The sequence below is a fragment of the Paenibacillus sp. Y412MC10 genome, from assembly GCF_000024685.1.
Lineage (GTDB): Bacteria > Bacillota > Bacilli > Paenibacillales > Paenibacillaceae > Paenibacillus_AQ > Paenibacillus_AQ lautus_A.
Genome location: NC_013406.1, coordinates 1,365,520 through 1,388,980 on the forward strand (window position 1 = coordinate 1,365,520; position 23,461 = coordinate 1,388,980).

The following is a 23,461-nucleotide window of genomic DNA, read 5'->3' on the forward strand; positions in this document are numbered from 1 at the left end:
ACTCTCTAGTAATATTATAATATTGATTAGTATTATAATAGGACAAATGCATTAGGGGGAGAAGTTGCAATATGCAAAAACGAAGGCAGATGGCATCCGCGAAATGGTTGAAGGTGATGTTGTCCATTCTAATAGGTTTGGAGGTTGTACTGGGTGTGTTCGCATCTCCGAAGACGGTTAAGGCTAATCTTCCAGACGCTCAATATCTGGGGGAGATCCGTCTATTTCCTTACCGGGATGGTCCCGAAGGGTGGATATACTGTGCAGGGCAGGTGTTAACGATAAATCAGGAAAATTCGCCTTTGTTTACTCTACTGGGCAGCAACTTTGGCGGGGATGGCACAAGGACGTTTGCATTGCCTGATTTACGGGAGGAAGAACCGGTACCGGGCATGGGATACTATATCGCGGCTGAGGGATTATTTCCGAGAGGCAGTGGATTGACCTCCAATACGATGCTGGGAGAGCTTCGGCTCTTTCCCTACTATATGGAGATGAATGATAACTGGGTCGCGGCTGACGGGACCGCTTTAAGCAATTCTGACCCTCTGTACGGCATCTACGGCACTGCATTCGGCCAAGACTGGCAGGGCAGCTTTAAATTGCCGGAGATTGACCCTGTGCAGCCCAAGATCCGGTATTTCGCCGCCAAGTCCGGGATCCAACCCAGTACGGCTGGTGCCGTATACATGGGCGAGACACGTCAGTTTCCTCTGGATATCCCTGCCCTCGCTTCCTTTAAGGCGGACGGTAAACTGCTGAATGTTGCCTCGAACATGGCGCTGTACGGCTTAATCGGCAACGCTTTCGGGGGATCGCCGGATCAAACGTTTGCGATTCCCGATCTTGGAGTCGATCCGCTGACAACGTATTATGTATTCCAAACGGGAATCGTTCCTGTCTTGCAGCAGGTTCAGCCCGTTAGCGTGCCGGATCAATACACGACGGCGGAGTCCACCGTATTAAGCGTTCCTGCACCGGGTGTTCTGAAAAATGATTCCGATGTCATGATCGCCAACATCGTGGATCTGCCTGCTCATGGAAAGATAACATTTCATAAGAATGGCTCCTTTACCTATACGCCGGATGCCGATTTTGTTGGCACAGATTCTTTTACATATATCGCTAGCAATAATAACAAGAGCGGCAGCGTAACCAGCGTTACCATCCACGTGGCAGAGCCTGAACCCCGGATAAGCGGAGTAACCAATGGAGGAATTTATAATCACGAAGTGACGCCTGTTTATACCCATGGCACGGGAACGCTGGACGGGCAGCCCTTTGCCAGCGGTACGACCATCCGCAAGGATGGCCAGTATAGACTGGTCGTCGAGTCGCCTCGCGGAAAAACGGTCAAGGCCGATTTTGAGATCGACCAAACCGCGCCTCTGGTTTCAGGCGTGGCAGATGGAGGCCAATACGATCGGGAGCTGCAAATCTTCTTCAATGAAGGGAGCGCAACGCTCAATCAGCAAGCGTTTCAAAGCGGAGACAGGGTTAACACGGAAGGGGAATTCGATCTCGTCGTAACCGACCGTGCAGGGAATAAGTCTGAGGTTCAATTCTCGATCTATTTCCCTAAAACCGTGACGTTCGACAGCAACGGGGGTTCTCCCGTGGCAGATGAGGTCGTCCCTTATCATACAACAGCAACGAAGCCCGTTGATCCGGTAAAACCCGGTTATGCCTTCGGAGGGTGGTATATGGATCGAATCTTTCAGCTTCCATTTGATTTTAAGACACCCATTCTGGCTAACCTGACGCTGTATGCCAAATGGAATGATGCGGATGCGCCTGTCGTGGTCGATCGGGCTCCTCTGCATCTGGCGGATGACGTGCCGATCGGGACGAAACTTGAATTCACGTTCGATGAACCCGTAACCGCAAGCAGCGGCAAATACATATCGATTATGAGAGCGGCGGACCATCAAAAGATCGAGTCGATCGACGTAACCGATAGCTCCCGCGTCAGCGTGATCGACGAGAAGGTTGCGGTAAGTCTGACGCGACAGCTGTCGTATCTTACGCGTTATTACATCCAAATAGAGGATGGCGCATTTCAGGATACAGCAGGCAACCTCTATGCAGGCATGAAGGGCCCTGGAGATTGGAACTTTACAACGGAGGCTGGGCCTGTCGCAGCACCGTTAGCACCTGCAAATTTGACGGCTACTGCAGGAGATGGTGAGGTGACCTTACTGTGGTCCACCGTTACGGGTGCGACTTATTACGATATTTATTCCGGGACGGAGTCCGGCGTATACGGGAGCTCACCGATCGCAACGGTTACGGGTTCGACGTATTCGGCAGGGAATTTACTGAACGGAACGACTTATTATTTTGCGGTGAAAGCCGGTAACGTCGGGGGTTCCAGCGCATTTTCGGAAGAGGTGAGCGCAAGACCGGCCGGTGCCGAGATACCCGTTCCGGGCGATGCGGATTTAAGCGGATTAGCATTATCGCATGGAACGCTTGCTCCGGCATTCAACCCTGCTGTCACCAGCTACATTAGCCATGTTGGAAACCGTATAACGGAGATCCGCATAACGCCGAGCGTTTCCGATCCTCAGGCAACGGTGACGATAAACGGTAAGGCTGTCTCCGCCGGACAGGCATCAGATTCGATCAGCCTAGCGGTAGGAAGCAACACCATTCATCTTATGGTTACGGCTCAGAACGGAGCTGCGAAAACTTACACGGTGGATGTGACCAGAGAGGCAGCCGCTTCTCCTGAACCTGAACCTGAACCCGGAAATCCTTCCAATCCGGGGACGCCGGGGGGCGGATCAGGATCTTCGGAAGGTCAAGGACCTGGCGTAAGCGGGAGTTCTCAAGCAGGTCAAGGGGCAGGCTCAGGGAAGAGCCCGACAGGCAGCAGCCACGTCACGTCGTATTTCAATGATGTATTGCAGACCGGCTTGATATTATCGGAGATAACGAAAAAGAATGGACAGACCGTGCTGACCGTCAAGATGAACGGAGACAGGCTCCAATCGCTGCTGGCACAGGAGAAGAACAGCCGACCGATCGTCCGGCTGCGCGCCACGGAGGGGCTTGATCAAGCCGTGGTGGTTCTGGATGGCAAATCAGCCAAAGCGCTTGAAGCAAGCGGAGCGATGATTGCATTCGAGACCTTGGCAGGCAGCGTCCGTATTCCGGTTCAAGCCATTTCCGAACAGATCGGCAGTCTTGCCGGAACGAAGGAAGGCACGATTCAACTTGGGCTAGCCGATGGCAACGCCGCGATCAGCGCAAAGCTGAAGCAGGTCGGGAACGGGAAGTATTTTGGTGAACATTATGGCTCCATAGACGTTAGCGTCGCAGCCTATGATCAAGGAAAACGGCTGAGCGGAAATACCTATTCCTCTTATGTGGAGCTGGAAGTTCCCGTGGCAGAGGGGTCAGCTGCCATCGTGACAACGGCCGTCCTGCTGGATGATCAAGGGAAGGTTCATCACGCACCAACCCGGCTGGTTACGAGGGAAGGCCGTACTTACGCCATAATAAAAGGTTTATACAGCGGGACGTATGCTTTAATCAGCCACGACGAAGAATTATCGGATATGAAAGGCCATTGGGCCGGGGCGGCGGTGAACGAGATGGCGTCACGCCTTCTCGTTGGCGGCAGAGGCGCCGCCGGATTCCATCCGAATGAACCGGTAACCCGTGCTGAATTCGTCACCATGATGGTACGCTCGCTCGGTTTAACGGAGCAAAGCAATACAAGCACGTTTCAAGATGTAACTTCCCGGGACTGGTATGTGGGGGCCGTATCGGCGGCAAGCGGAAGCGGACTCATACACGGTTATGCCGACGGGACCTTTTTGCCGAATGGCTTGATCTCCAGACAGGAGGCGATGGTTATTTTCGCAAGAGCGTTAAAGTTCGCTGAGGTTTCCCCAATGGTAGAGGCCATGGATTCGGAGGCTGTGCTGGCTGCTTTCCAAGACCGTGCCGAATTGGCTAGTTGGGCCAAGGCGGCTGCAGCCGAAGTGGTTCACAGCGGACTCATGAGCGGTTACGATGCCAAGCTGAGACCGCGGAGTGATATGACCAGGGCGGAAACGGCAACGATTCTTCTACGGATGCTATCCGCATCGGGGATGATCGGAGATATGCCGTCTAAATAATGCCTATACGAGTATAGAAGAAAAAGAGCTGCACCGAAGGGCCGTTGGTCCCGGAGCAGCTCTTTGTATTAGCGGAACATCGCAGCTTACCCCAGCCGATACGTCGCAAACGGCTTGGCATGAACAAAGCCGTCGCTGATTTCATCCAGGCTCGTGCGCAGGGACTCGTCCAGCTTAATGTCCAGGCTTTTCAGATTATCGTCCAGCTGTTCGGTCTTCGTAGCCCCGACAATGACGGTCGAGACGGCAGGGCGGTCCATCAGCCAGGCAATGGACAGCGCGCTGGGAGAATGGCCGTGCTCTGCTGCGAGCTGGCTGACTTGTTGACCGAGCCTCAGATTGTGCTCTTCGAGGAAGCGATTGAAGTTCGGGTCCGTTTCTGCACGGGAGCCGGCAGGCTTGCTTGTGCCCTGACCGTATTTGCCGGTGAGAATGCCGCCGGCCAGCGGGAAATACGGAATGATGCCAACACCCTGATCGAGACAGAGGGGGACAAGCTCCAGCTCCGGCGTACGGTCTGCCAGGGAATAACTCGTTTGGGTCGATACATAACGGGCATATCCGCGCAATTCGCTGATTCCGAGCGCCTTCATGATTTCCCAGGCGGCATAGTTGGAGGCGCCGATATATCTGACCTTGCCCGATGTTACCATGTCGTTCAGCGTGCGCAGGGTCTCCTCAAGGGGAGTGTCCGGATCAAACGTATGGATCTGATATAGGTCTACATAGTCGGTCTTCAGCCGCTTCAAGCTGTTCTCCAGCTCTTGCTGCAGATGATAGCGGGAGGAGCCCCGTTCGTTCGGTCCTTGGCCGTTCACGAGTCCGGCTTTCGTGGCTAATACGACGTTATGACGTTTGCCCGCCAGCGCCTCACCGATGATGCGCTCGGATTCCGATCCGGCGTAAATATTGGCGGTATCGATGAAATTGATGCCACGGTCCAGCGCGTGATCCAGGATCCGGGTGGATGTTTCTTGATCGGCTCTTTTGCCAAAAGCGTTCGTGCCGAGCCCCAGCTCTGAAACCTTGAGGCCGCTGCTGCCAAGACGGCGATAATTCATGCTTGATCCCACTCCTTTATGTATAGATTTCCTATAGTATAAACATGATCCAAGAGGCGCTTCAAATGGATCGAACGCATAAAAGGTATGAAGATGTAAGATTCTACATCTTTTTTCGACAATATCTAAAAAAAGTGATTAACTTCCATACCATGAAATGGTAATATAGTCGTAGGAGAAAAGATTCGGATTAACCATGAGATTTACTGCTTAAGAACTACTTCGGATGTTGGAGTACGACTTCTTTTTTCACTAATCGTTGGAGTGTGAATCATGAAGATTTATCTGAAAAATGATGCTGGGGTAACGAAACAAGTGAAGGTAGGTTTTAGCTGGACGACGCTATTCTTTGCATTCTTCCCGGCATTGTTCCGAGGCGATCTGAAGTGGGCAGTCATCATGTTTATTATCTCTGCCGTAGTCGGTCCTTTTACATTTGGAATCGGGGCTTGGATCAGCGGAATCATATTCTCGTTCGTGTATAACAAGATATATATTAAGGAGCTGTTGGAGAAAGGCTATCGTCCTGCCACGGAGGAAGCTAGAGCCGTTCTTGAGAACAACCGCATCATCGCTAGAGCGGCATAATTCTATCTGCATGCATAAAGCCTGGAACTGAGTGAATCTTTCATTCACAGCTCCAGGCTTTACTATATTCTTAAGCTAATCGATGAAGCGATTCGTGTCTAAATTCGAAAGGTTACGCGAATTGTCTTAGGACTCCTTGCGATAGGCAAAATAGTACGATAGGATAGTTACGTACGAATTGGAAGGGGGATTATGCTATGAATGAAGCGATTTTCAACCAATTGGATTTTGCCAGAGGAGCAACCTTGAAATCAGTGGAACATGTAACGGAACAGGAAGCGGATATCATCCCGGAAGGATTTGCGAATAGCATTCGCTGGAATCTCGGGCATATCTACACCGTAACCGAGCAGTTCGCTTTTGCGACCGCGGGCGAGCAGCCGCGTCTTCCGGAAGGATTCGAGGCATGGTTTGCAACCGGAACCAAGCCGGCCGATTGGACGTCGAAGCCGCCTGCGCTGTCCGAGCTGGCGGAGCTTTTGCAGGAGCAAACCGCCCGGATCCGCGAAACCTTCTCGAATCGCCTGGACCAGGCTTCGGCCCACCCGCTGACGATCGGTCCCGTGACGTTCCAAACCGTTGGCGAGTTTCTTACGTTCAGCTTGTACCACGAAGGCATGCACACGCAGGTGATCAAGGCTTATAAAAAATTGATAAAGTAATGTTTGAACTCGAAGCGATAGAAGTATGCCCCTGCGTATACCTTCTATCGTTTTTTATTTGTCGCTGGGGCAGCGGGTCCTTATAATGGAATCAGCAGAATGGGAATGACGAATGGAGGACATCACACTCATGGCGATTGAAATCGAACGCAAATACCTTATGGAGGCTTACCCCGATGAGTTGATTCAGGAAGGAATCATCGTGGTCGTGAAGGAGCAGTTCATCGAGCAGACGTATTTGGCATTGGATGGGGACCAGGAGCTGCGGGTCCGCAAAATAACGGATCTGACATCGGGTCGGCTCGAATTCACCCATACGTTCAAAAAAGGGTGGGGAATTGCCCGGGAAGAAGTTGAATATGCGATTTCCGAAGGTCTCTACGGTCAGGTAGTCAAGGCGCATGGGGCAATTCCGTTGACCAAGAGACGGGTAACCGCCCGATGGGGCAGCACGATCATCGAAATCGACGATTATGCGCAGATAAGCTTGCTTGTGCTGGAAGTCGAATTTCCTTCCCTGGAAGCCGCTGACGGCTTTGTGCCGCCGGCATGGTTCGGACAAGATATCAGCACGGACAAACAATACAGCAACAAGAAGGTATGGCGGGATCTGCAGCTTCAAGCAGGCAGGGAGGCCTGAGCCGAATAAGGCTTGGATAGGACGACAGGCGCTTGGGACAAGCGCGATCAGTTCAGATACGAGGGACAACGCCCTTACCATACGGTTAGAACAAAGGCTCTTGCGGCAGGTTCGCAAGAGCCTTTTCCTATGGCATGGAGCAAACAGAGCGCGCAGCTATCGAGATACACCTTCGCCGGATGCCTGCTTATTCGAGCATTCGGACAGTCATCGACTTTTTTTGACAAGATTATTGTAAACGGTTTATTATTATAATATAATATTATCATGATAATTAATTATTATTCTTCAATGGACGATATCCATAAAAATGATGGCGTATCAGAGAAGGGAGAGGCTCTTTATGAATGAAAACCAGCAGCTGCTTGAAAGCTATTTTCCGATCGCTTCTTTTATCGCGGCGATCATCGGACCTCAATGCGAGGTGGTCGTGCACGATATCAGCGATCCGGAACGCTCTATCATCTTTATCGAGAACGGCCATATTAGCGGACGCCGGGTCGGCGATGCCTCCACCGACCTCGTGTTGAAGATTTTGAAGGCGGAGGCCTACCGCGAAGAGCAGTTCATCGCGAACTACAAAGCTTCCGGCGCTCGGGGGCAGACCTTCCGATCGTCTACGTACTTTATTAAGAACGGAAGCGGCGAGCTGGTCGGACTTATGTGCTTGAACATCGACATCACGCATATGGAGGTTGCGGCTGATTGGATCAACAGCATTTTGCGGGGAGGTTCGCTTACGCCGCCGGCCGCCCTGGATGCGCCCAAGGACGACAAGCCTTCTACCGAATACCTGCAGGGGAACGTGGACGATTTGCTTCAGCACATCATCCAGACCGTCCTAGGCAAAATCAGCATTCCGGCGGACCGTTTATCTTCGAACGAGAAGATCGAGATTGTGAAGGAATTGAACGAGCAGGGCGTATTCCTGCTGAAGGGCGGGGTTTCCAAGGTTGCCGCTGCTTTATCCATATCGGAGCCTACCGTGTATCGCTATTTGCAGAAGCTGAAATAAGCGGCCGTTTATCCTGTTAAACATGCATTGCATCCTGAGACAATGGAAGGTGACATCATGACATATAACTTTGACAAGGTCGTCAGCCGGTATGGAACGAACAGCGCCAAATGGGACGGCATGGCGCAGAGCATGGGGAACGACATGATCGCTCTCTCCGTGGCGGATATGGATCTGCCGGCACCGCCCATGGTGGTGGACAAGGTAGCGGAGGCGGCGCGTCACGGCATTTACGGATATACCGATCCGTTTCCGCCTTACTTCGAAGCGGTCCGTGCTTGGCTCGATAAGGCCTATGACTGGCAGGTCGAGCCCGAGTGGATCGTATTTTGTCCGCGCATTGTGCAGGCCGTTTCGGTCATTGTTCAGAAATTCGCGGAAGCCGGAGACAGGATCCTTGTCCACACGCCTGTTTATCAGCCTGTTGCGAAAGCGGTTACGCTAAACGGCCGGATATTGGTTGAAAGTCCGCTTGTGCTTGCGGACGGGCGATACGAGATCGATTTTGACGATATGGAACGACGGATGCAGGAAGGGGTCAAGATGGTCCTGCTCATATCCCCGCACAATCCGGTGGGCCGCGTATGGACGAGGAAGGAGCTTGAACGCATGGCGGAGCTTTGCATCCGGTATGACGCACTGATTGTGTCCGATGACATCCATGCCGATTTCATTCATGAAGGTCACGAGCATACCGTCATCGCCAAGCTGTCCGAAGAGGTTGCGAACCGTTCCATAATCTGCACGTCGCCGGGCAAAACCTTTAACCTGGCGAGTCTCGAAATCGCCAACATCATCATTCCCAATGCTGCGCTGCGGGAGCAGTTTCAACAAGGTTTGCAGCAGGCGGGGATTCATAATCCCACATTCTTCGCCGTGCCCGCGCTGGAAATTGCGTATACTTCGTGCGATCAATGGCTGACGGCGCTGCGCGCTTATATCAAAGACAATATTGCTTATGCTCGAACCTTCATTGCCGATCATATGCCTGAGCTGAACGTCATCGATCCTGAAGGGACGTACCTGCTATGGATCGACTGTAAGGCAGTGAGCTGTCATGAAAAGGATCTGGTGGAGTGGATCCAGGAAAAGGCGCGCGTCAGCGTCAGCTTCGGCTCATCCTTCGGGCCCGGCGGTGAAGGCTATATCAGGGTCAACGTGGCTGCGCCACGCCCTGTGTTGCAGGAAGGCCTGAAGCGGCTTGCTGCGGCTTATCCACTAAAGCGTTAACAACCATAGTCTAAGAGATCAGAAGGAATAAATTTCAAAGGCTTACCAACCTTATCACGCAGGAAAAACTTCCGCTATATGCGGTATGTCTTCTACAGAAGGTTACGTCGATAGACGTTTTCTTATTTACATCCAGGGGGAATTCATAATGGCTAAGCCAACAGAGGAACGAATGATTAAGCAGCCGACCATGTTTCTGGCGCTGCTTCCGATTTTCACCATGGTAATCTTGCTGTGCCTTGGTTACGTATTGTTCGAGCTGCCGCCCGAGCCGCTGATTATTGTATCCGCCATCGTCGCAGGTTTGATCGCGATTAAGCTGGGGTACAGCTACAACGATATATTGGAATCCATTTCGCAGAAAATAGCCAAAACCATGCCCGCCATCCTCATCCTGATTGTGGTCGGATTTATGATCGGCGCGTGGATGGTCGGCGGAACCATCCCGATGATGATTTACTACGGCCTGAAAATCATCGATCCGCAGTTTTTGCTGATCACCGCTTTTCTCGTTACGTCCGTGGTCTCCGTATGTACGGGCACTTCCTGGGGATCCGCGGGTACGATCGGGGTCGCCTTCATGGGCGTTGGCGCCGGAATGGACGCCAATCTCGCGGCTGTGGCCGGCGCGGTTGTAGCAGGGGCTTACTTCGGGGACAAGCTTTCGCCGCTTTCGGATACAACCAACATCGCGGCCTTGTCGACCGGCGTTAACCTGTATGAGCATATCGGCCATTTGCTGTACACGACGCTGCCGTCCTTCTTCGTGGCGGGGATCGTCTACGTGGTCACGGGCTTGAACACGCATGTGTCCAGTACAGGAGTTCCCGAGAAGATAACCGACATCATGAACACCTTGGCAACGATATACGACTGGAACCTGCTCCTGATCCTGCCTGTGCTGATTGTGCTGTACGGCTCGATCACCAAGAAACCTACGATTCCCGTCATGCTGCTGTCGTCGATCGTGGCGATGGCCAACGGCATGATCTTTCACGGCTTCACGCTGCATGACGTGGTAACCTCGGTTGTCAGCGGATTCGATATCGCGATGGTTCATGTCAGCGGATTTGATCCGAATACCGTCATTGCGGACATACCTCGCCTTATTAATCGGGGCGGCATGAGTTCCATGATGGGAACCTTGCTTATCTGTTTCAGCGCAATCACATTCGCCGGCACGATATCGCTGACCAAGTCGCTGGAGCTGATCGTGGACAGGCTCTTGAAGCATGTGCGTTCCACAGGCTCCTTGATCCTGGCGACGATTGCAACGGGGCTAACCATGATCGGCGTAACCAGCAACGGACAAGTCTCCATCCTGATGCCGGGCGAGATGCTCCGCGAGGCTTACATCCGCCGCGGTCTGCATCCGAAGAATCTGGGACGGACGGTGGAGGATTCCGCCGCCATTACCGAACCGATTCTGCCATGGACGGCAGCCGGTGCTTATATGGCCGGAACGCTTGGCGTAGCAACGCTATCCTATTTGCCTTGGGCGGTGCTGTGCTGGACAGGCATTATTTTTGCAACGATTTGGGGCTTTACCGGGTTCGGCATTGCCAAACTTACGCCTGAGCAGCAAAAGGAAATGCTGAAGGAATACGATGATCCGCATCACGGAAGCCGAAAAGACGCTGCAGAAGCTGCATCGGCCCATTAATACAGATGATGATGTTTTGGAAGATGGTAACCAACCATAATTATAAATGCGTAATACTATGCGCTACAGAGGAGAGAACACCATGACGCAACAAGAAAGAAAAACCATCGCAACCCAGCAGGCTCCAGGAGCAATCGGCCCTTATTCCCAAGCCGTGCAATACGGAAATCTGCTGTTTACCTCCGGCCAGCTCGGCATGGATGCGTCGGGGCATTTCGCGCCGACGGTAGAAGAGCAGGCGAAGCGTTCCCTGCTTAACGTGAAGGCGATTCTGGAGGCTGCCGGCTTCGGCATGGAGCACATCGTCAAGACGACCGTGTTCCTGAAGGACATGAACGATTTCCAAGCGGTCAACGAGGTGTACGCTTCTTTCTTTGCAGAACCGTATCCGGCACGGAGCGCCGTAGAGGTAGCCCGATTGCCGAAGGATGGCTTGGTTGAGATTGAAGTGGTAGCCAGCAAGCCGTAATAATAAGCGCTCTTCCAGGTATCTTGATAATAAGTTTTTAAAATGAGATTACAGCCAAAAACGGCCGGGCATGATGCCCGGCCGTTTGGTTTAAGCGGCTGAAGTATCCTCGTTTATTTCGTACGCCCATAATGCTTACCGTAAGACAGCACTCTATGGTAGAGGCTGCGGTCCTTTAGATTTTTGAGCGGATAAATTTGCGGTCTGGTGTTGACCTCGAGAATCCACGGTCTGCCTTTGGAATCGACAGCCACGTCCAGGCCAAGTTCCTTGAATCCTTTATAATGGCGGTCAAAGTTTTTGCCTACGGCAACGCCGAGTCCCTTGAGTTCAGACTCGAGCTGCTGGATGAAGGCCGAGTCGAAATTGGCGCCGCTCATCGTTTTCTTGAACGTGCCGATGGAGCCGCCTTGATTATAATTGGTGGCAACTTTGTTCGGGTTGCCGACCTTCGTGAACAGGGCGGTGCCGACCCAGGCGCCCTCTCGGGTTTTCTGGACCATCACCCGGATATCGAACGGCTTGCCATTGCTTTTGGCCAAGCGAATTCCTTTTTGCAGCAGATAAGGTCTGCTCCCTGCAAAGCGATTCAGGTCGCGGTACAGCTGAGATGAGCTCGAGTACGACGTTTTCGTCGTGTTCAGCTGGCTTTGGTAGCCTCCGCCGGTTTTGCGGATCCGGATAATGTTATTGCCGCCAGAGCCATCCGTAGGTTTGAAGAAAACCGTGGTGTAGTCCGCCAGCATAGCATTCAGGTTTTTTTTGCTGAACGGCAGCGTGTGGGGCACGTACTGCCTGAAGTAAGCATCTTCGTTCAACCATTTCGTTTTCTTCCACTTGCTTTTGATGGTACTGCTTTTATAGCTCATAGTTAAGAGGCTCACCTCTCTTTTTTTGTTCAGCATATGCCGATAAAGTAGAGCAAGCCTCCACGATGGCCTTGAGCCAAGCTATGTGCTCGAAAACAATTTTTTATCGAAAAACAATAAGGTGATAAATAAAACTGCTGCAACAAGCAAAATCGACGCGGGAATGATAAAGGCCAGCAGGGTTGCCGTATTCTGCATTTGGTAATACATCAGCATGCCCAGCGGCATGATCCCGCCCCCGAGCAAACTCGTCCAGAAGTGCATCGCGGCGGTTCTTTTCATGCTGAGCTTGTCCCGAAAGACGTAGTAGAACATGCCATAGGCAAACAAGGTCAGCCAGCCTACCACCAGGATATGGGCGTGGCCTGCAACCATGCTGTAGCTGCTTCTGCCTGCCATGTCCGCTCCGATCAATGCGCCGATGAGCATATAAATGGCCGCGATGCGCATCAGCCATTTGCTGTATTTCAACATGGATAAATTCCCCCTTGCATCTTGAATCAGTCCCAATATACAAGAGTTGTATGAACGGAGCATGAACAACATATCAAACGGAATTGAACAGGGAAACATCATCTACTATAATCAAATAGATCTGATCTTGAAGGAGAGAATTTCCAGGTGCGAAGCCCACTCATTGCTTATTGTCTTTCGAAGAAAGCCGCAGCCGAGGATTATCCGTTCGGACCGCTTCCGATCGTCATGAAGGTCGGCGGCAAAATGTTTGCCCTGATTACCACCACGGCAGGGGAGAAGGTCAGCCATATTTCCCTGAAATGCGATCCGGTCATCGCGGAGAATTTGCGCGAGCAGCATGACGCCGTGCAGCCCGGATACCATCTCAATAAGAAGCACTGGAACACGGTGACCGTCGATGGCTCCCTAACGGAAGCAGACCTGCACGATATGATCGACCATTCCTACGATTTGGTGCTGAAGAGTTTGCCGAAAGCGCAGCGTGTTGCCATCTCCCAGCGACTGGTATGAAGGCTGCTCCACAACATAATCGCCCTATGGCAGCGTGGTGGCTGCAAGCCATCCATCCGCCAAGGGCGATTTTGCATGATCCATCAAACGTGATGGATCCGAGCTTCAGGCGGGTTCCGCATCAGAACGGTTTCATCCCTAATGTATCGACCTTCTCTCCGGTAATATCGACGCCCATACGGCCCGTGATATCGCGGTAATGCCCGGCGCGCCGCTGCACGGGACTGCCCTCGGTTTCCCCGAGGTTCGCTTCCAGGCCGTTCAAGACCATCACCGTTGTGCCGAAGCCGGGACTGCCCAGTCCCCTGAACTTCTCGAGCGGGGAAGGCTTCCATCTGCCGACCATCACGTCATGGGCGGAAGGTTTCGGGTCCTGCGGCGTCATCCAGAAGAGGATGGCGGTCATGTAGCCGATCTTGCCGTCGGCGGCAACGATCTCGGGATGGTCCAGCAGCACGCTTTTATCCCCATAGATAATGGAGCTGAAGAGTCCGTAGTTGAAGTTCCAGCTGAGCATGATCGGTCCCCGCCCATAATAGCGCTTGTCCGGCGATCCGGGATACAGCTCTGCGCTTGCCGGATCAACGAAGGCATCCATGTTGACCCCTGTCCGGCCGGCGATGTTTTCGTTCCAGAACAATCCCCAGCGAAGCGGGCCGCCGGGAGCGGCAGCCCAGCCCCCGCCGGTTTCGTGGGAGAGATTGGCCAGGAAGGCGGCCAGTTCGCGCTTGCGGTCCTTCTTGAACCCTTCCTTGAGAAAGGTGCCGCCGTCAATGATAACGGTTTCAATCGCTTGGTTAAGGTTCTCGGCCGAATAGAAATCCGCCGAACGCACGACGAGTGTTTCGACCCGGGCATCTTTGTCCAATCGGTAAATCTCTTGGGCGGAAGGGGCTCCTTGCCGCGTGCGGATCTTGATCTTCAGATTGGACACCTCGGCCACCGCGTGAATCAGGTTGTCGTAAGAGAAATAGTCCGTCTGATCGGCTTTATAGTATTCTTTGCCCTTGGCGACGTTAAACCATGCGGCCGAACCTAGCCTGTAAGGAAATAAAGCCTCGAAGTCTTCCTCCGACAGCAGCGCTTTAACCGCTTCGATCGACTTTTCCGGCGTGTAATCCGGATCAAGGCCGTCCCAGTGCCGGTCGATCTCCTTGCGGCTGATCAAACGGTGCTCCCCAATCACCAGGGAATCGGCTGGATTCCCCGTGAATTGTGCGAAAGCCGTGGTGTCGGTCGGGATGCTGGACGGCGTTTTCATTGGCGATGCCTCGGCTTGGGGCGCCTCATCGGCAGCAAGGGCTTGAAGCGGGGTCATAAGGAGGACAGCGCTGAGGGCTGCAATCATGCTGCGCTGAACCATGTTGCGGGATAACGGATATTTCCACACGGTCATACACATTCTCCTCTATATCGTTGGGATGGAATTACATTGCCATCATATATACGGTATGTCGTTTTGTACATAGTCAGGAAATCCCACGGCATAACGCGAATTTAGCATTGTACATGACCTATTGGGCGATCAAGCGGGGAGAGATGAGACAAGGGGCAGGGGATTTGCTGCGGAATCCTCCAGGATGCCGTCGAAGTTCGATTACCGACTTTCGTAGTGTAGTGCAACCAGACGACTAGTTTTTAAACGTAAAAACATTATAATGTTATTATGTTTTTGATTCTATGAATCTACTACACGGCGGTAAGGATGTTTCACTTCATTTGGTTCTGTTCATTTGCATATTTTCGTATATATTAGAGATTCATCATCTTATAGTCGAAGAAGGTTAGCTGACATGAGTTTATTTGTTCGGGAAAAAGGATTCTACAAAAGTTTTTTCTGGCTGACGCTTGTGATCGGGATGCAGAACCTGATATCGGTCGGCGTGAATTTGTCGGACAACGTCATGCTGGGAGGATACAGCGAATCGGCGCTGTCAGGCGTCGCGCTGGCGAACCAGATCCAATTCCTGCTGCACATGCTGGTTCTGGGCGTATGTGAAGGCTTGGTCATCATGTCGTCCAGATTCTGGGGAGCCAAGGATTTAGGCTTGATCAAAAAAGCGGCAAGCATCGGCATGCGCATGGCCATCCTTCTCAGCATCGTGTTATGGGTCATCGTGTTCTTTTTCCCGCACGAGGTATTGTCCTTGTTTACCAAGGAAGAGAATGTCATAGCTGCCGGCGTGGAATATTTGCGCATCATCTGCTTTTCTTATATCTTCTTTGCCGTCACCAGCTCCTTGCTGGCTTCCTTAAGAAGCGTGGAAACGGTAAAAATCGGCTTCGTGGTATCGCTGTCCACCTTGGTTATCAACATCTGCTTGAACTACATCCTGATCTACGGGTATATGGGCTTTCCGGAGCTGGGCGTGTCCGGATCGGCTATCGCTACCCTGACGGCGAGGATTATTGAATGCGTGATCGTCATCGTGTATGTTAAGCGGTTCGATCGCAAGATCCTGTTAAAGTTGCAGGATTTCCTGAAGTTCGATATGGAGCTCTTCAAGCAGTACATTCGCGTAGGCTCCCCGATTCTGATGTCCAATACGATATGGGGGCTTGCCATGGCGGCACAAACCGCCATCCTGGGGCATATGGGGGAATCCGCGATCGCCGCCAACAGCATTGCTACAACGATTTTCCAGATGGTGACGGTCATCGTGTACGCTTCCGCCAGCGCAACGGCCGTGCTGATCGGGAAGACCATCGGCGAGGGCATGATGGATAAAATCATATCGTATGCCAAAACGCTGCAGATTCTGTATATCCTGCTCGGTTTATTGACGGGGGCCGTGCTGTTTGTGATCAAGGATTTCGTGCTGGGCTTCTATTCGATATCCGATGAGGCCAAAACGCTTGCCCTGCATTTCATGACGGTGCTGTCGATCACCGTGGTCGGAACGGCCTACCAGATGCCGGCTTTAACGGGCATCGTGCGGAGCGGCGGAGACACCCGCTTTGTGCTGTACAACGATTTGATATTTATGTGGCTGATCGTGCTGCCCTCATCCGCCTTATGCGCTTTTGTGTTCCATTTATCGCCGCTTGCCGTGTTCATCTGCCTGAAATCGGATCAAATCCTGAAGTGTTTTGTGGCGATCGTGAAGGTGAACCGGTTCAAATGGATCCGATCCTTCAGCTCATGATGGTGCGGACGGGTATGATAAGGTAAATCCATAGCGTAAAAAAAACCTCGGGAACGCGTGTCCCGGGGTTCTTTTGTAGGGTTATCCAATTAATCCTCCAGCAGGTTCAGCGACTGGGCTTTAACCAGAGCCTGCGTGCGTGTCGTCACGCCGAGCTTACCGTACAGTCTGGACAAATACACCCGGATCGTTCCTTCAGACAGGCCGAGTGCTGCGGCCATCTGTTTATTCGCGGCGCCCTGGCGAATCAGATGCAGCAAATTCATTTCGTTCCGATTCAGCCGTTCGGGAAGAGTTTGCTGGGGTGTCTCGGCGGAAGAAATATCCGCTTCGGAATAACCCGGGAAACGCTTCACGAGCGTGCGTGCATATTCAAGCGTCCGAAGCTCCTCCAGGCTTAAGCCGTCTTCCTGTCCGAGTCGGCTCGAATACAGCTGCAGCAGCTGGCACATGTCCTCCCCTTCGTCGAGGAAGGTACGGACATAACCGTTCTGTGCCCCGACACGCAAGGCTTCGCCAAGAAGATGAAGCGACTGCTGCCGCTGGCCGCGCTGATGTTCCAGCAGCGCCTGCAGGCTTGTGATTTCAATGATGCTGGATCGCTGCTGTTCGCGCTCCGCCTGAGGTTTCAACAGCTCCAGGAGGCGCAGCGCCTCGGTTTCCCTGCGCTGTCTGCCTAACATGCGGACCAACGCCAGGTATTCCGTTTCCCGGCTATAGGCGGGCTTGTCCTTGACGGAAACGGGGAGCTCGGCCACTTCCTTCCGTGCTTCGGCTATGCGCCCTTCCCGGATATAGATCAAGCTTCTGACGGCCTTTAACGGGGCGAGCCAAAGGCTCGATTTCCTGGCAAGCGCAGCGGAGCACGCTTCATCCAAAGCATAATGGGCTAGATGGAATTTGCCCTCGGCAGCGAACAGCCTGGCTTCGGTGATATGCAGCGGCACGAACAGCCCCATCGTTTCTTTGGCGGGCGGCGCATTACGGATCTGCACCAGCAGCTGCCGGCATTCCGCCAGCCGGTTCCACTCATAATATCCCTCGCACAAGGATTGTTTAACATATAAGTTCATGAGCGAATGCGCCCACCCGTGGGATTCCAGCACACCGGTAAACAGATGCGCGATTCTTTCCGTATCGGCGGAGAGAGTTCCCTTCATGCCGAGCGAGGTACGCCTGACATAAGGCTCCCGCCGATTGTAATCGAACTGGTAGTACATCGGATTGTCGGGCATCAGGTTGTCGAGGATGCCTTCGCTGAAGGCGAACCATTTGCCGAAGTCACCGTTCAGAAAAACAAGATTGGACCGCACGAACAGGATGGAACTCATAAGCTGCTCCCTTCGTTCCGATGATTCTAGCGCAGCGCAGGCTTCCTCAATAAGGATCAGCATGCGCTCGGAACGTTCGAGATCTCCTGTAAGTACCAAGACAAAAGCATGCGCCAGCGACATTTCGGGTGTCATCGGATAGCTGGGGTGGATGCGGTCAAACCATTTCAGCAAGGTGGCAATCTCTCCAAGTTCGAGCACGGATTGCATATGCTGCTCGAGCAAGTTCACGGCATGCCCGAAGTCCTGCGCTGCCAACATATGGTCAATCGCTTCATCCATGGAGCCGACGGAGGCATAATACTGCCCGGCGAGCCGATGGCGCTTGGTATATTCCCCGTCAAACTCGCGCTGTAGCAGGTCGAGCAGAAACTGCGAGAATAAATGATGATAACGAAAGAAGGTTTGGTGTTCGTCCAGCGGAACCAGAAACAGATTCAGCTTCTGCAGCTCCTCCAGCATCGGACGGCTGTCGCTGAGATCCGTTACGGCATCGCAAACCTGCGGATGCAGCTCTGAAAGGACGGCGGTCTGGAGCAAAAAGGAGAACACGTCGGGTGACAGCTTGCTTACGACTTCCTGAAACAGATATTTGGATACGAGGAGCGGATTCCCCTTCATATCATCCACGAATCCTTCCAGTCCGCTGCCGGTTCGCATGGTAATCACGGCAAGCTGGAGCCCGGTAACCCAGCCTTCCGTTTGGTTCCGTAACGTATCGAGCTCCATCGAGGTCAGATTGGAATGGCCACCGTTTGACGCATGGCGGAACAAACGCTCCGTCTCCTCATAGGTAAATTCCAACTGCTTCATGCCGATAAGATAGACCTCATGGTTTACCACGCCCTTGATCGTGGGGAATGGAAGCTCGGTCCGGGACGAGATGAGAAGATGAATATGTTCGGGGAGGTAGTCGATCAAGTAGGAAATCCCTCCATGGATGGTTGAAGAGTGAATACTGTGCAGGTCCTCAAGAATGAGATTGAGGGGCTCGGAATCCTCGTATAATTCACTGATCAGCGTATCCAGAAAGGTTTCGATCGAGGCGCTTGGCAGCAGCTGCGTATGGTGCATGAGACGAGCTCCTTGCGCCTCGGGAAGAATCGAGGCCAGCGAGGCCGCCACGTATCTCCAAAAGCGGACGGGATCGTTATCCCGTTCGTCCAGCGAAACCCAGGCGCTTCGTTCGTCGGTCTCATGAGCCCATTGGGCGAGCAGCGTCGACTTGCCGTATCCGGCAGGCGCGATGATGGTTGTCAGCTGACCCTTATGGCCTGCTGCCATATCCTGCAGCAGCCGGTCCCGGCGAATCAGATGCTCCTTCAGACCGGGAAGGCTTATTTTCATTTTCAAAATGGGTGAGTCGGTCAGTAGTTTCATAGGATACCCTCGCAATATACGAAACGTTATTTTACGGAAATTGAGTCGCGATAACTAGATTATATGAAAAAAAAGATGAAAAGTTAACGTTTGTCAATCGTTTCCCTCCCATAAATTTGATAGCATCCTTGGTGCCGCGGTCCTAACCAGGCCGCAGCTATCATTACGCTGATGAAACGAAGGAGGAGATTATGCTAAGGCGTTCAGGAAAAATCCTGCTGTGTGCGGCTTTGCTGCTGCTGCAGCTGGATGGGTTATTGGGATATCGCCAAGCCTTTGCGGCTGCGGCCGTTGCACCAAAGATTGTAGCCGGGTACTATCATACCGCTTCGCTCGTAAGCAGCGGTGAAGTTTACTCATGGGGATACGGAGACAGGGGGCAACTGGGTGACGGCACCTGGAATACCCGGACGACTCCGGTCATGGCGAAGAATTTGAACCATGTCATTGACATTCACTCCGGCGTCCGCAGTTCGATGGCGCTAAGGCAGGATGGAACGGTATGGACCTGGGGGGCAAACGAGAACGGACAGTTAGGGATTGGAACGATAACGAATGTGAACGCGCCCGCGCAAGTTCCGGGTCTGAGCGGGATCAAGGCAATATCGGGCGGATTGGCCTATCACGGCATGGCGCTTTCAGAGAACGGCACCGTTTGGACTTGGGGGAAGAATGACAACGGCGAGCTGGGAAATGGAACGACGATACAACAAAACTCCCCGGTTCTGGTGGCCGGTCTAAGCGATGTGACGGCGATTGCGGCTGGAGGATACTACAGTCTTGCCTTAAAATCGGACGGCACCGTATGGGCCTGGGGCGTGAACGGAAGCGGGGAGCTTGGAGACGGGACAACGACGGACCGGCACGTTCCGGTACAGGTTGCCGGGCTGACGGACGTCATGGCGATCGCCGCCGGCGGTTCCCATAGTTTGGCCATTAAACAAGACGGCACCGTGTGGGCATGGGGAAACAATACGTACGGTACGCTTGGCGACGGTACGAGAACGCACCGGACGAGACCCGTGCAGGTTCGAAACCTGCAGCATATCGTTGCCGTTGCGGGTGGAGGTTATCACAGCCTTGCAGTGGACCGGGCAGGAAACGTATGGAGCTGGGGAGATAACAGTCAACAGCAGCTGGGCCTAAACTCGAATGCTTCCAGCCTCATTCCGGTCCCTGTGCCGGGGATCGAGCATGTACGCGAAATTTCCGCCGGCGGCTTTCATAGCGTGGCCATGAAAAAGGATGGGACCGTCTGGGGATGGGGCTATAACTCCGGAGGACAGATCGGAGACGGGACGTACAACAATACGAGGGGAATACCTACCCTGACCAAAGCCGTGCTGGATACGACGTCTCCGGATACGGGCAGCGGTAGCCTGAATCCGCACAGCATCACGTCAGACTCCGTTGCATTGGAATGGCCGAAAGCCTCGGACAATATGACGGAGCAGCACGAATTGCAGTATTTGTTATATTCGTCCGGCAGCCCGAATATCGGGGACGTCAGCCAAATGGAGAGGAACGGGAAGCCCCTCGAAAACTACGCGGCGGATCACACCGGGATGGTGGTGAACGGGCTTGCCGCAGGAACGGATCATTATTTTAACGTCATGGTCAAAGATGCCGTAGGCAGGAAAAGCGCATACCGCATGCTGAAGGTGACAACCCTATGGCCGCAAATCTACTCGTTAACCTATGACGGCAACGGACACACCGCAGGGAATGTTCCGGTAAGCAGCGGTTTGTTTGCCAGAGGCGACGAAGCGGTCGTGGCGGGCAATACGGGGCAGCTGGGCAAGGATGGACATGTCTTCGACGGCTGGAATACGGAGGCCGACGGAAGCGGAATCGATTATCCTGCCGGTGGCAAGCTTATATTCGGTACGCAGGACGTCACGCTGTATGCCCAATGGAAGGCGATCCAGGCACCGACCGAGCTTAAGGCCGTATCTTACACGCCATCCCACCAGTCTGTCGGCGTGGAAAAAGATGTAACCTTGCAGGTTGTCTTTAATGAAGAAGTGACGGCGATGTCCGGTAAATCGATTGCGATTAGGCTGGCCTCGGATCATCGCGTCGTCGAGACCGTCGATGCAGGGAGCGTCACGATTCTCGGGAACGCGGCGAGCATAGATCCGCTGAATGATTTTGATGCGGGAGCAGCCTATTACGTCGAGATCGAGCCGGGTGCTTTTATCGGTAACCATTCGGGTACCGGCTTTGCCGGCATTCAGGGGGCGGATGCTTGGAGCTTTACGGTCAGGGAACATGAGGCTCCGGCCTACGACACTGATTTGCAAGCATTGGCGCTGCGATCGTCGAGCGGAGAAGTAGCGCTGAGCCCTGTGTTCGCCAGAGATCACTATGATTACAAAGCGCAGATCGCCAGCGATACGGACCGCCTCACGATAACGGCACAGGTATATGATGCGAGGTCGTCGGTAACGGCCAGCGTGTACGGCGAGGCCGGAAATTTGGTATGGGGGCCGATGGCTCTCCTCTCCGGCCAGGAGAGCCCGTCCTTCCCCGTCGCCGTAGGCAGCCAGGCCATCGAGGTCGTGGTGACGGCGCCTGACGGCCAGCACATGAAATACAGAACGACGGTAATTAGAGCTTCATCCGGAGGCGGTGGCGGAACGCCTGAAGAACCGGAAGGTTCGTCGCCAGGAGGTTCCGGCCAAGGATCGGCTATACCGGGCCCATCAGGCAATGCCGCACCTTCGAATAGAGTAGACGTCAAAGTTACGATAAACGATGAATCTCAGGAAGGGATGGTTACAGGTTTGTTCCATGAGGCCAATGGACATACCGTCGTATCGATGAAATTGGATACGGCTAAGCTGGAAGCCCGTTTAGAGACAGTGGACTACAATCCGGTAATCGTCATCGCGTTGGCACGGCCCGCGGATCAGGTCTCCCTGGAAACCAGCGGAGCTGCTCTTGACCTGCTTAACGCCAAGCAGGGCGCCATTGAAATCCGATCGGCGCTTGGTCATTTCCACGTTCCAGCGGCCGTGATGGCATCATCGCGCTGGAGGGCGCCAGGAAGCATGGACTTGCCGGCCGCGGATCAAATTTCGGTAACCCTGACGATGGCTGCCAGCGACGCTGCCAAGGTAGAGGCCGTTAAGAAGGCCGCATTGCAATCCGGCATTACGCTTATCGGCTTGCCTATCGAGTTTGATATCACGGCTAAAGCTCAGGACACGGCACTGCAGTTAGATCCATTCCCGCAATATATGAAGCAGCGAATCATTTGGCCGCAGGGAATGCCGGGCCGCATGACAACGGCTGTCTTGCTGGATCGGAACGGCAGCTTCCACCCGATCCCGACGCGCTTCGAGCTGAAGGAGGACGGAAGCAGCGAGGCGATTCTGCATTCCTTATCAGCAGGTACGATTGCTTTTATATCTTATCAAGTGCGAGTTGCTGATGTATCGTTCCACTGGTCCAAGGATGCGGTGAACGATCTTGCTTCGCGGATGATTCTGAACGGAACCGGACTTGCCGAAGGTGGGACAGACACAAATGCGAATCAGCCCGGGGCGATTCATTACGCGCCGAATGTCCAAGTGAGCCGTGCCGAGTTTGCCGCCATGATCGTGAGGGCGCTCGGTTTGGATGAGGTGAAGGACGGAGTTCCTGCTTTCCGGGATGTCGACGCAGAGGACTGGCATAACGGCGTCATAACGCAAGCTGTGCAGTATGGGCTTCTTCAGGGGTATGAGGACGGCCAATTCAGGCCGGCCCAAGGCATTACGCGTCAAGAGGCCATAGCGGTTATGGCGAGAGTGATGGAGCTGGCGGGAATAACGAGCGCAGTGAATGAGATGGAAGCGGCAGCCATCCTCTCCCCTTACCAGGACCGTGAAGACCTGTCCGACTGGGCCACACCGGCTGCGGCCGCCCTTGTGAAGCAAGGAATTGTCCTGGGGTCGGGCGCAGGGCTTAAGCCGCTCCAGAAGTTATCCCGCGGCGAAGCAGCGGTCATGCTGCAGCGATTATTGAAAGGTTCAGAGCTGATCGATTGAATCGGCGGTGGAAGCAGGCTGGAGTCGAAGAATTCAACATTTCGTATGTTGCTTCATCTAAATAGAAATCATGCAGAGCGAGGATGCCGAACGGCATCCTTTTTTATATAGATAGAGAGAATCCAGGTTTGCGTGATGCCAGGAATTTGAAAATAATGCGTTTTCATCCCGGATCCATGCCGGAAGCGTTTGATCAAATGTTGGCAATTTCCGAACATTATCGACATTTTGACAAGGTAATGTTCTGTGATATACG

The 23,461-nt window shown here is 53.3% G+C and carries 16 protein-coding genes; 11 read left to right on the plus strand and 5 right to left on the minus strand.

Annotation, left to right across the window (positions count from 1 at the left end; all coding sequences use genetic code 11):
* Positions 1-71 precede the first annotated feature (71 nt).
* Positions 72-4,130 carry a tail fiber protein gene (locus tag GYMC10_RS05765; RefSeq protein WP_012819286.1) on the plus strand — a complete coding sequence of 1,353 codons (4,059 nt, stop codon included), beginning with the start codon at positions 72-74 and terminating at the stop codon, positions 4,128-4,130.
* An 86-nt stretch (positions 4,131-4,216) separates the two neighbouring features.
* Here the strand turns inward: GYMC10_RS05765 and GYMC10_RS05770 are convergent, their stop codons facing one another.
* Positions 4,217-5,191 (minus strand): aldo/keto reductase, encoded by a 975-nt coding sequence (locus GYMC10_RS05770; protein ID WP_012819287.1) that lies wholly within the window; start codon positions 5,189-5,191, stop codon positions 4,217-4,219.
* Positions 5,192-5,464: 273 nt separating this feature from the next.
* On the opposite strand from GYMC10_RS05770, the gene GYMC10_RS05775 reads away from it, so the two are divergent.
* The 7 genes from GYMC10_RS05775 to GYMC10_RS05805 all read left to right on the plus strand — a co-directional run bounded on the left by GYMC10_RS05775 (position 5,465) and on the right by GYMC10_RS05805 (position 11,458).
* Positions 5,465-5,779 carry a hypothetical protein gene (locus GYMC10_RS05775; protein WP_012819288.1) on the plus strand — a complete coding sequence of 105 codons (315 nt, stop codon included), beginning with the start codon at positions 5,465-5,467 and terminating at the stop codon, positions 5,777-5,779.
* A 197-nt stretch (positions 5,780-5,976) separates the two neighbouring features.
* Entirely contained in the window at positions 5,977-6,441 is a 465-nt protein-coding gene (locus tag GYMC10_RS05780) for a DinB family protein (protein ID WP_012819289.1), read from the plus strand.
* A 130-nt stretch (positions 6,442-6,571) separates the two neighbouring features.
* The gene (locus GYMC10_RS05785; RefSeq protein ID WP_012819290.1) at positions 6,572-7,081 is read left to right on the plus strand and encodes a CYTH domain-containing protein; all 510 of its coding nucleotides are present in this window, start codon (positions 6,572-6,574) and stop codon (positions 7,079-7,081) included.
* 343 nt (positions 7,082-7,424) lie between these two features.
* Entirely contained in the window at positions 7,425-8,096 is a 672-nt protein-coding gene (locus GYMC10_RS05790; RefSeq protein ID WP_012819291.1) for a transcriptional regulator, read from the plus strand.
* Between the two features lie 57 nt (positions 8,097-8,153).
* Positions 8,154-9,326: a MalY/PatB family protein gene (locus GYMC10_RS05795; RefSeq protein ID WP_012819292.1), complete on the plus strand. Its 1,173-nt coding sequence runs from the start codon at positions 8,154-8,156 to the stop codon at positions 9,324-9,326.
* 148 nt (positions 9,327-9,474) lie between these two features.
* A complete protein-coding gene (nhaC, locus tag GYMC10_RS05800; RefSeq protein WP_012819293.1) occupies positions 9,475-10,989 on the plus strand; it encodes a Na+/H+ antiporter NhaC in 1,515 nt (504 codons plus the stop codon).
* 82 nt (positions 10,990-11,071) lie between these two features.
* Positions 11,072-11,458, plus strand: coding sequence for a RidA family protein (locus tag GYMC10_RS05805; RefSeq protein ID WP_012819294.1), 387 nt, complete (start codon positions 11,072-11,074; stop codon positions 11,456-11,458).
* Positions 11,459-11,571: 113 nt separating this feature from the next.
* Here GYMC10_RS05805 and GYMC10_RS05810 read toward each other — a convergent pair whose 3' ends face one another.
* The gene (locus GYMC10_RS05810) at positions 11,572-12,327 is read right to left on the minus strand and encodes a YheC/YheD family protein (protein ID WP_012819295.1); all 756 of its coding nucleotides are present in this window, start codon (positions 12,325-12,327) and stop codon (positions 11,572-11,574) included.
* Positions 12,328-12,408: 81 nt separating this feature from the next.
* Positions 12,409-12,801 (minus strand): hypothetical protein, encoded by a 393-nt coding sequence (locus GYMC10_RS05815; protein WP_012819296.1) that lies wholly within the window; start codon positions 12,799-12,801, stop codon positions 12,409-12,411.
* 147 nt (positions 12,802-12,948) lie between these two features.
* Here GYMC10_RS05815 and GYMC10_RS05820 point away from each other — a divergent pair, with 147 nt between their 5' ends.
* Entirely contained in the window at positions 12,949-13,314 is a 366-nt protein-coding gene (locus GYMC10_RS05820; protein WP_012819297.1) for an MmcQ/YjbR family DNA-binding protein, read from the plus strand.
* A gap of 121 nt (positions 13,315-13,435) precedes the next feature.
* Here GYMC10_RS05820 and GYMC10_RS05825 read toward each other — a convergent pair whose 3' ends face one another.
* Positions 13,436-14,710: a chitinase gene (locus tag GYMC10_RS05825; protein WP_012819298.1), complete on the minus strand. Its 1,275-nt coding sequence runs from the start codon at positions 14,708-14,710 to the stop codon at positions 13,436-13,438.
* A 397-nt stretch (positions 14,711-15,107) separates the two neighbouring features.
* On the opposite strand from GYMC10_RS05825, the gene GYMC10_RS05830 reads away from it, so the two are divergent.
* Positions 15,108-16,460 (plus strand): MATE family efflux transporter, encoded by a 1,353-nt coding sequence (locus GYMC10_RS05830; protein WP_012819299.1) that lies wholly within the window; start codon positions 15,108-15,110, stop codon positions 16,458-16,460.
* An 89-nt stretch (positions 16,461-16,549) separates the two neighbouring features.
* On the opposite strand, the gene GYMC10_RS05835 is transcribed toward GYMC10_RS05830, so the two are convergent.
* A complete protein-coding gene (locus tag GYMC10_RS05835) occupies positions 16,550-19,171 on the minus strand; it encodes a LuxR C-terminal-related transcriptional regulator (RefSeq protein ID WP_012819300.1) in 2,622 nt (873 codons plus the stop codon).
* Between the two features lie 191 nt (positions 19,172-19,362).
* Here GYMC10_RS05835 and GYMC10_RS05840 point away from each other — a divergent pair, with 191 nt between their 5' ends.
* Entirely contained in the window at positions 19,363-23,205 is a 3,843-nt protein-coding gene (locus tag GYMC10_RS05840; RefSeq protein ID WP_012819301.1) for an S-layer homology domain-containing protein, read from the plus strand.
* Positions 23,206-23,461: the final 256 nt, after the last annotated feature.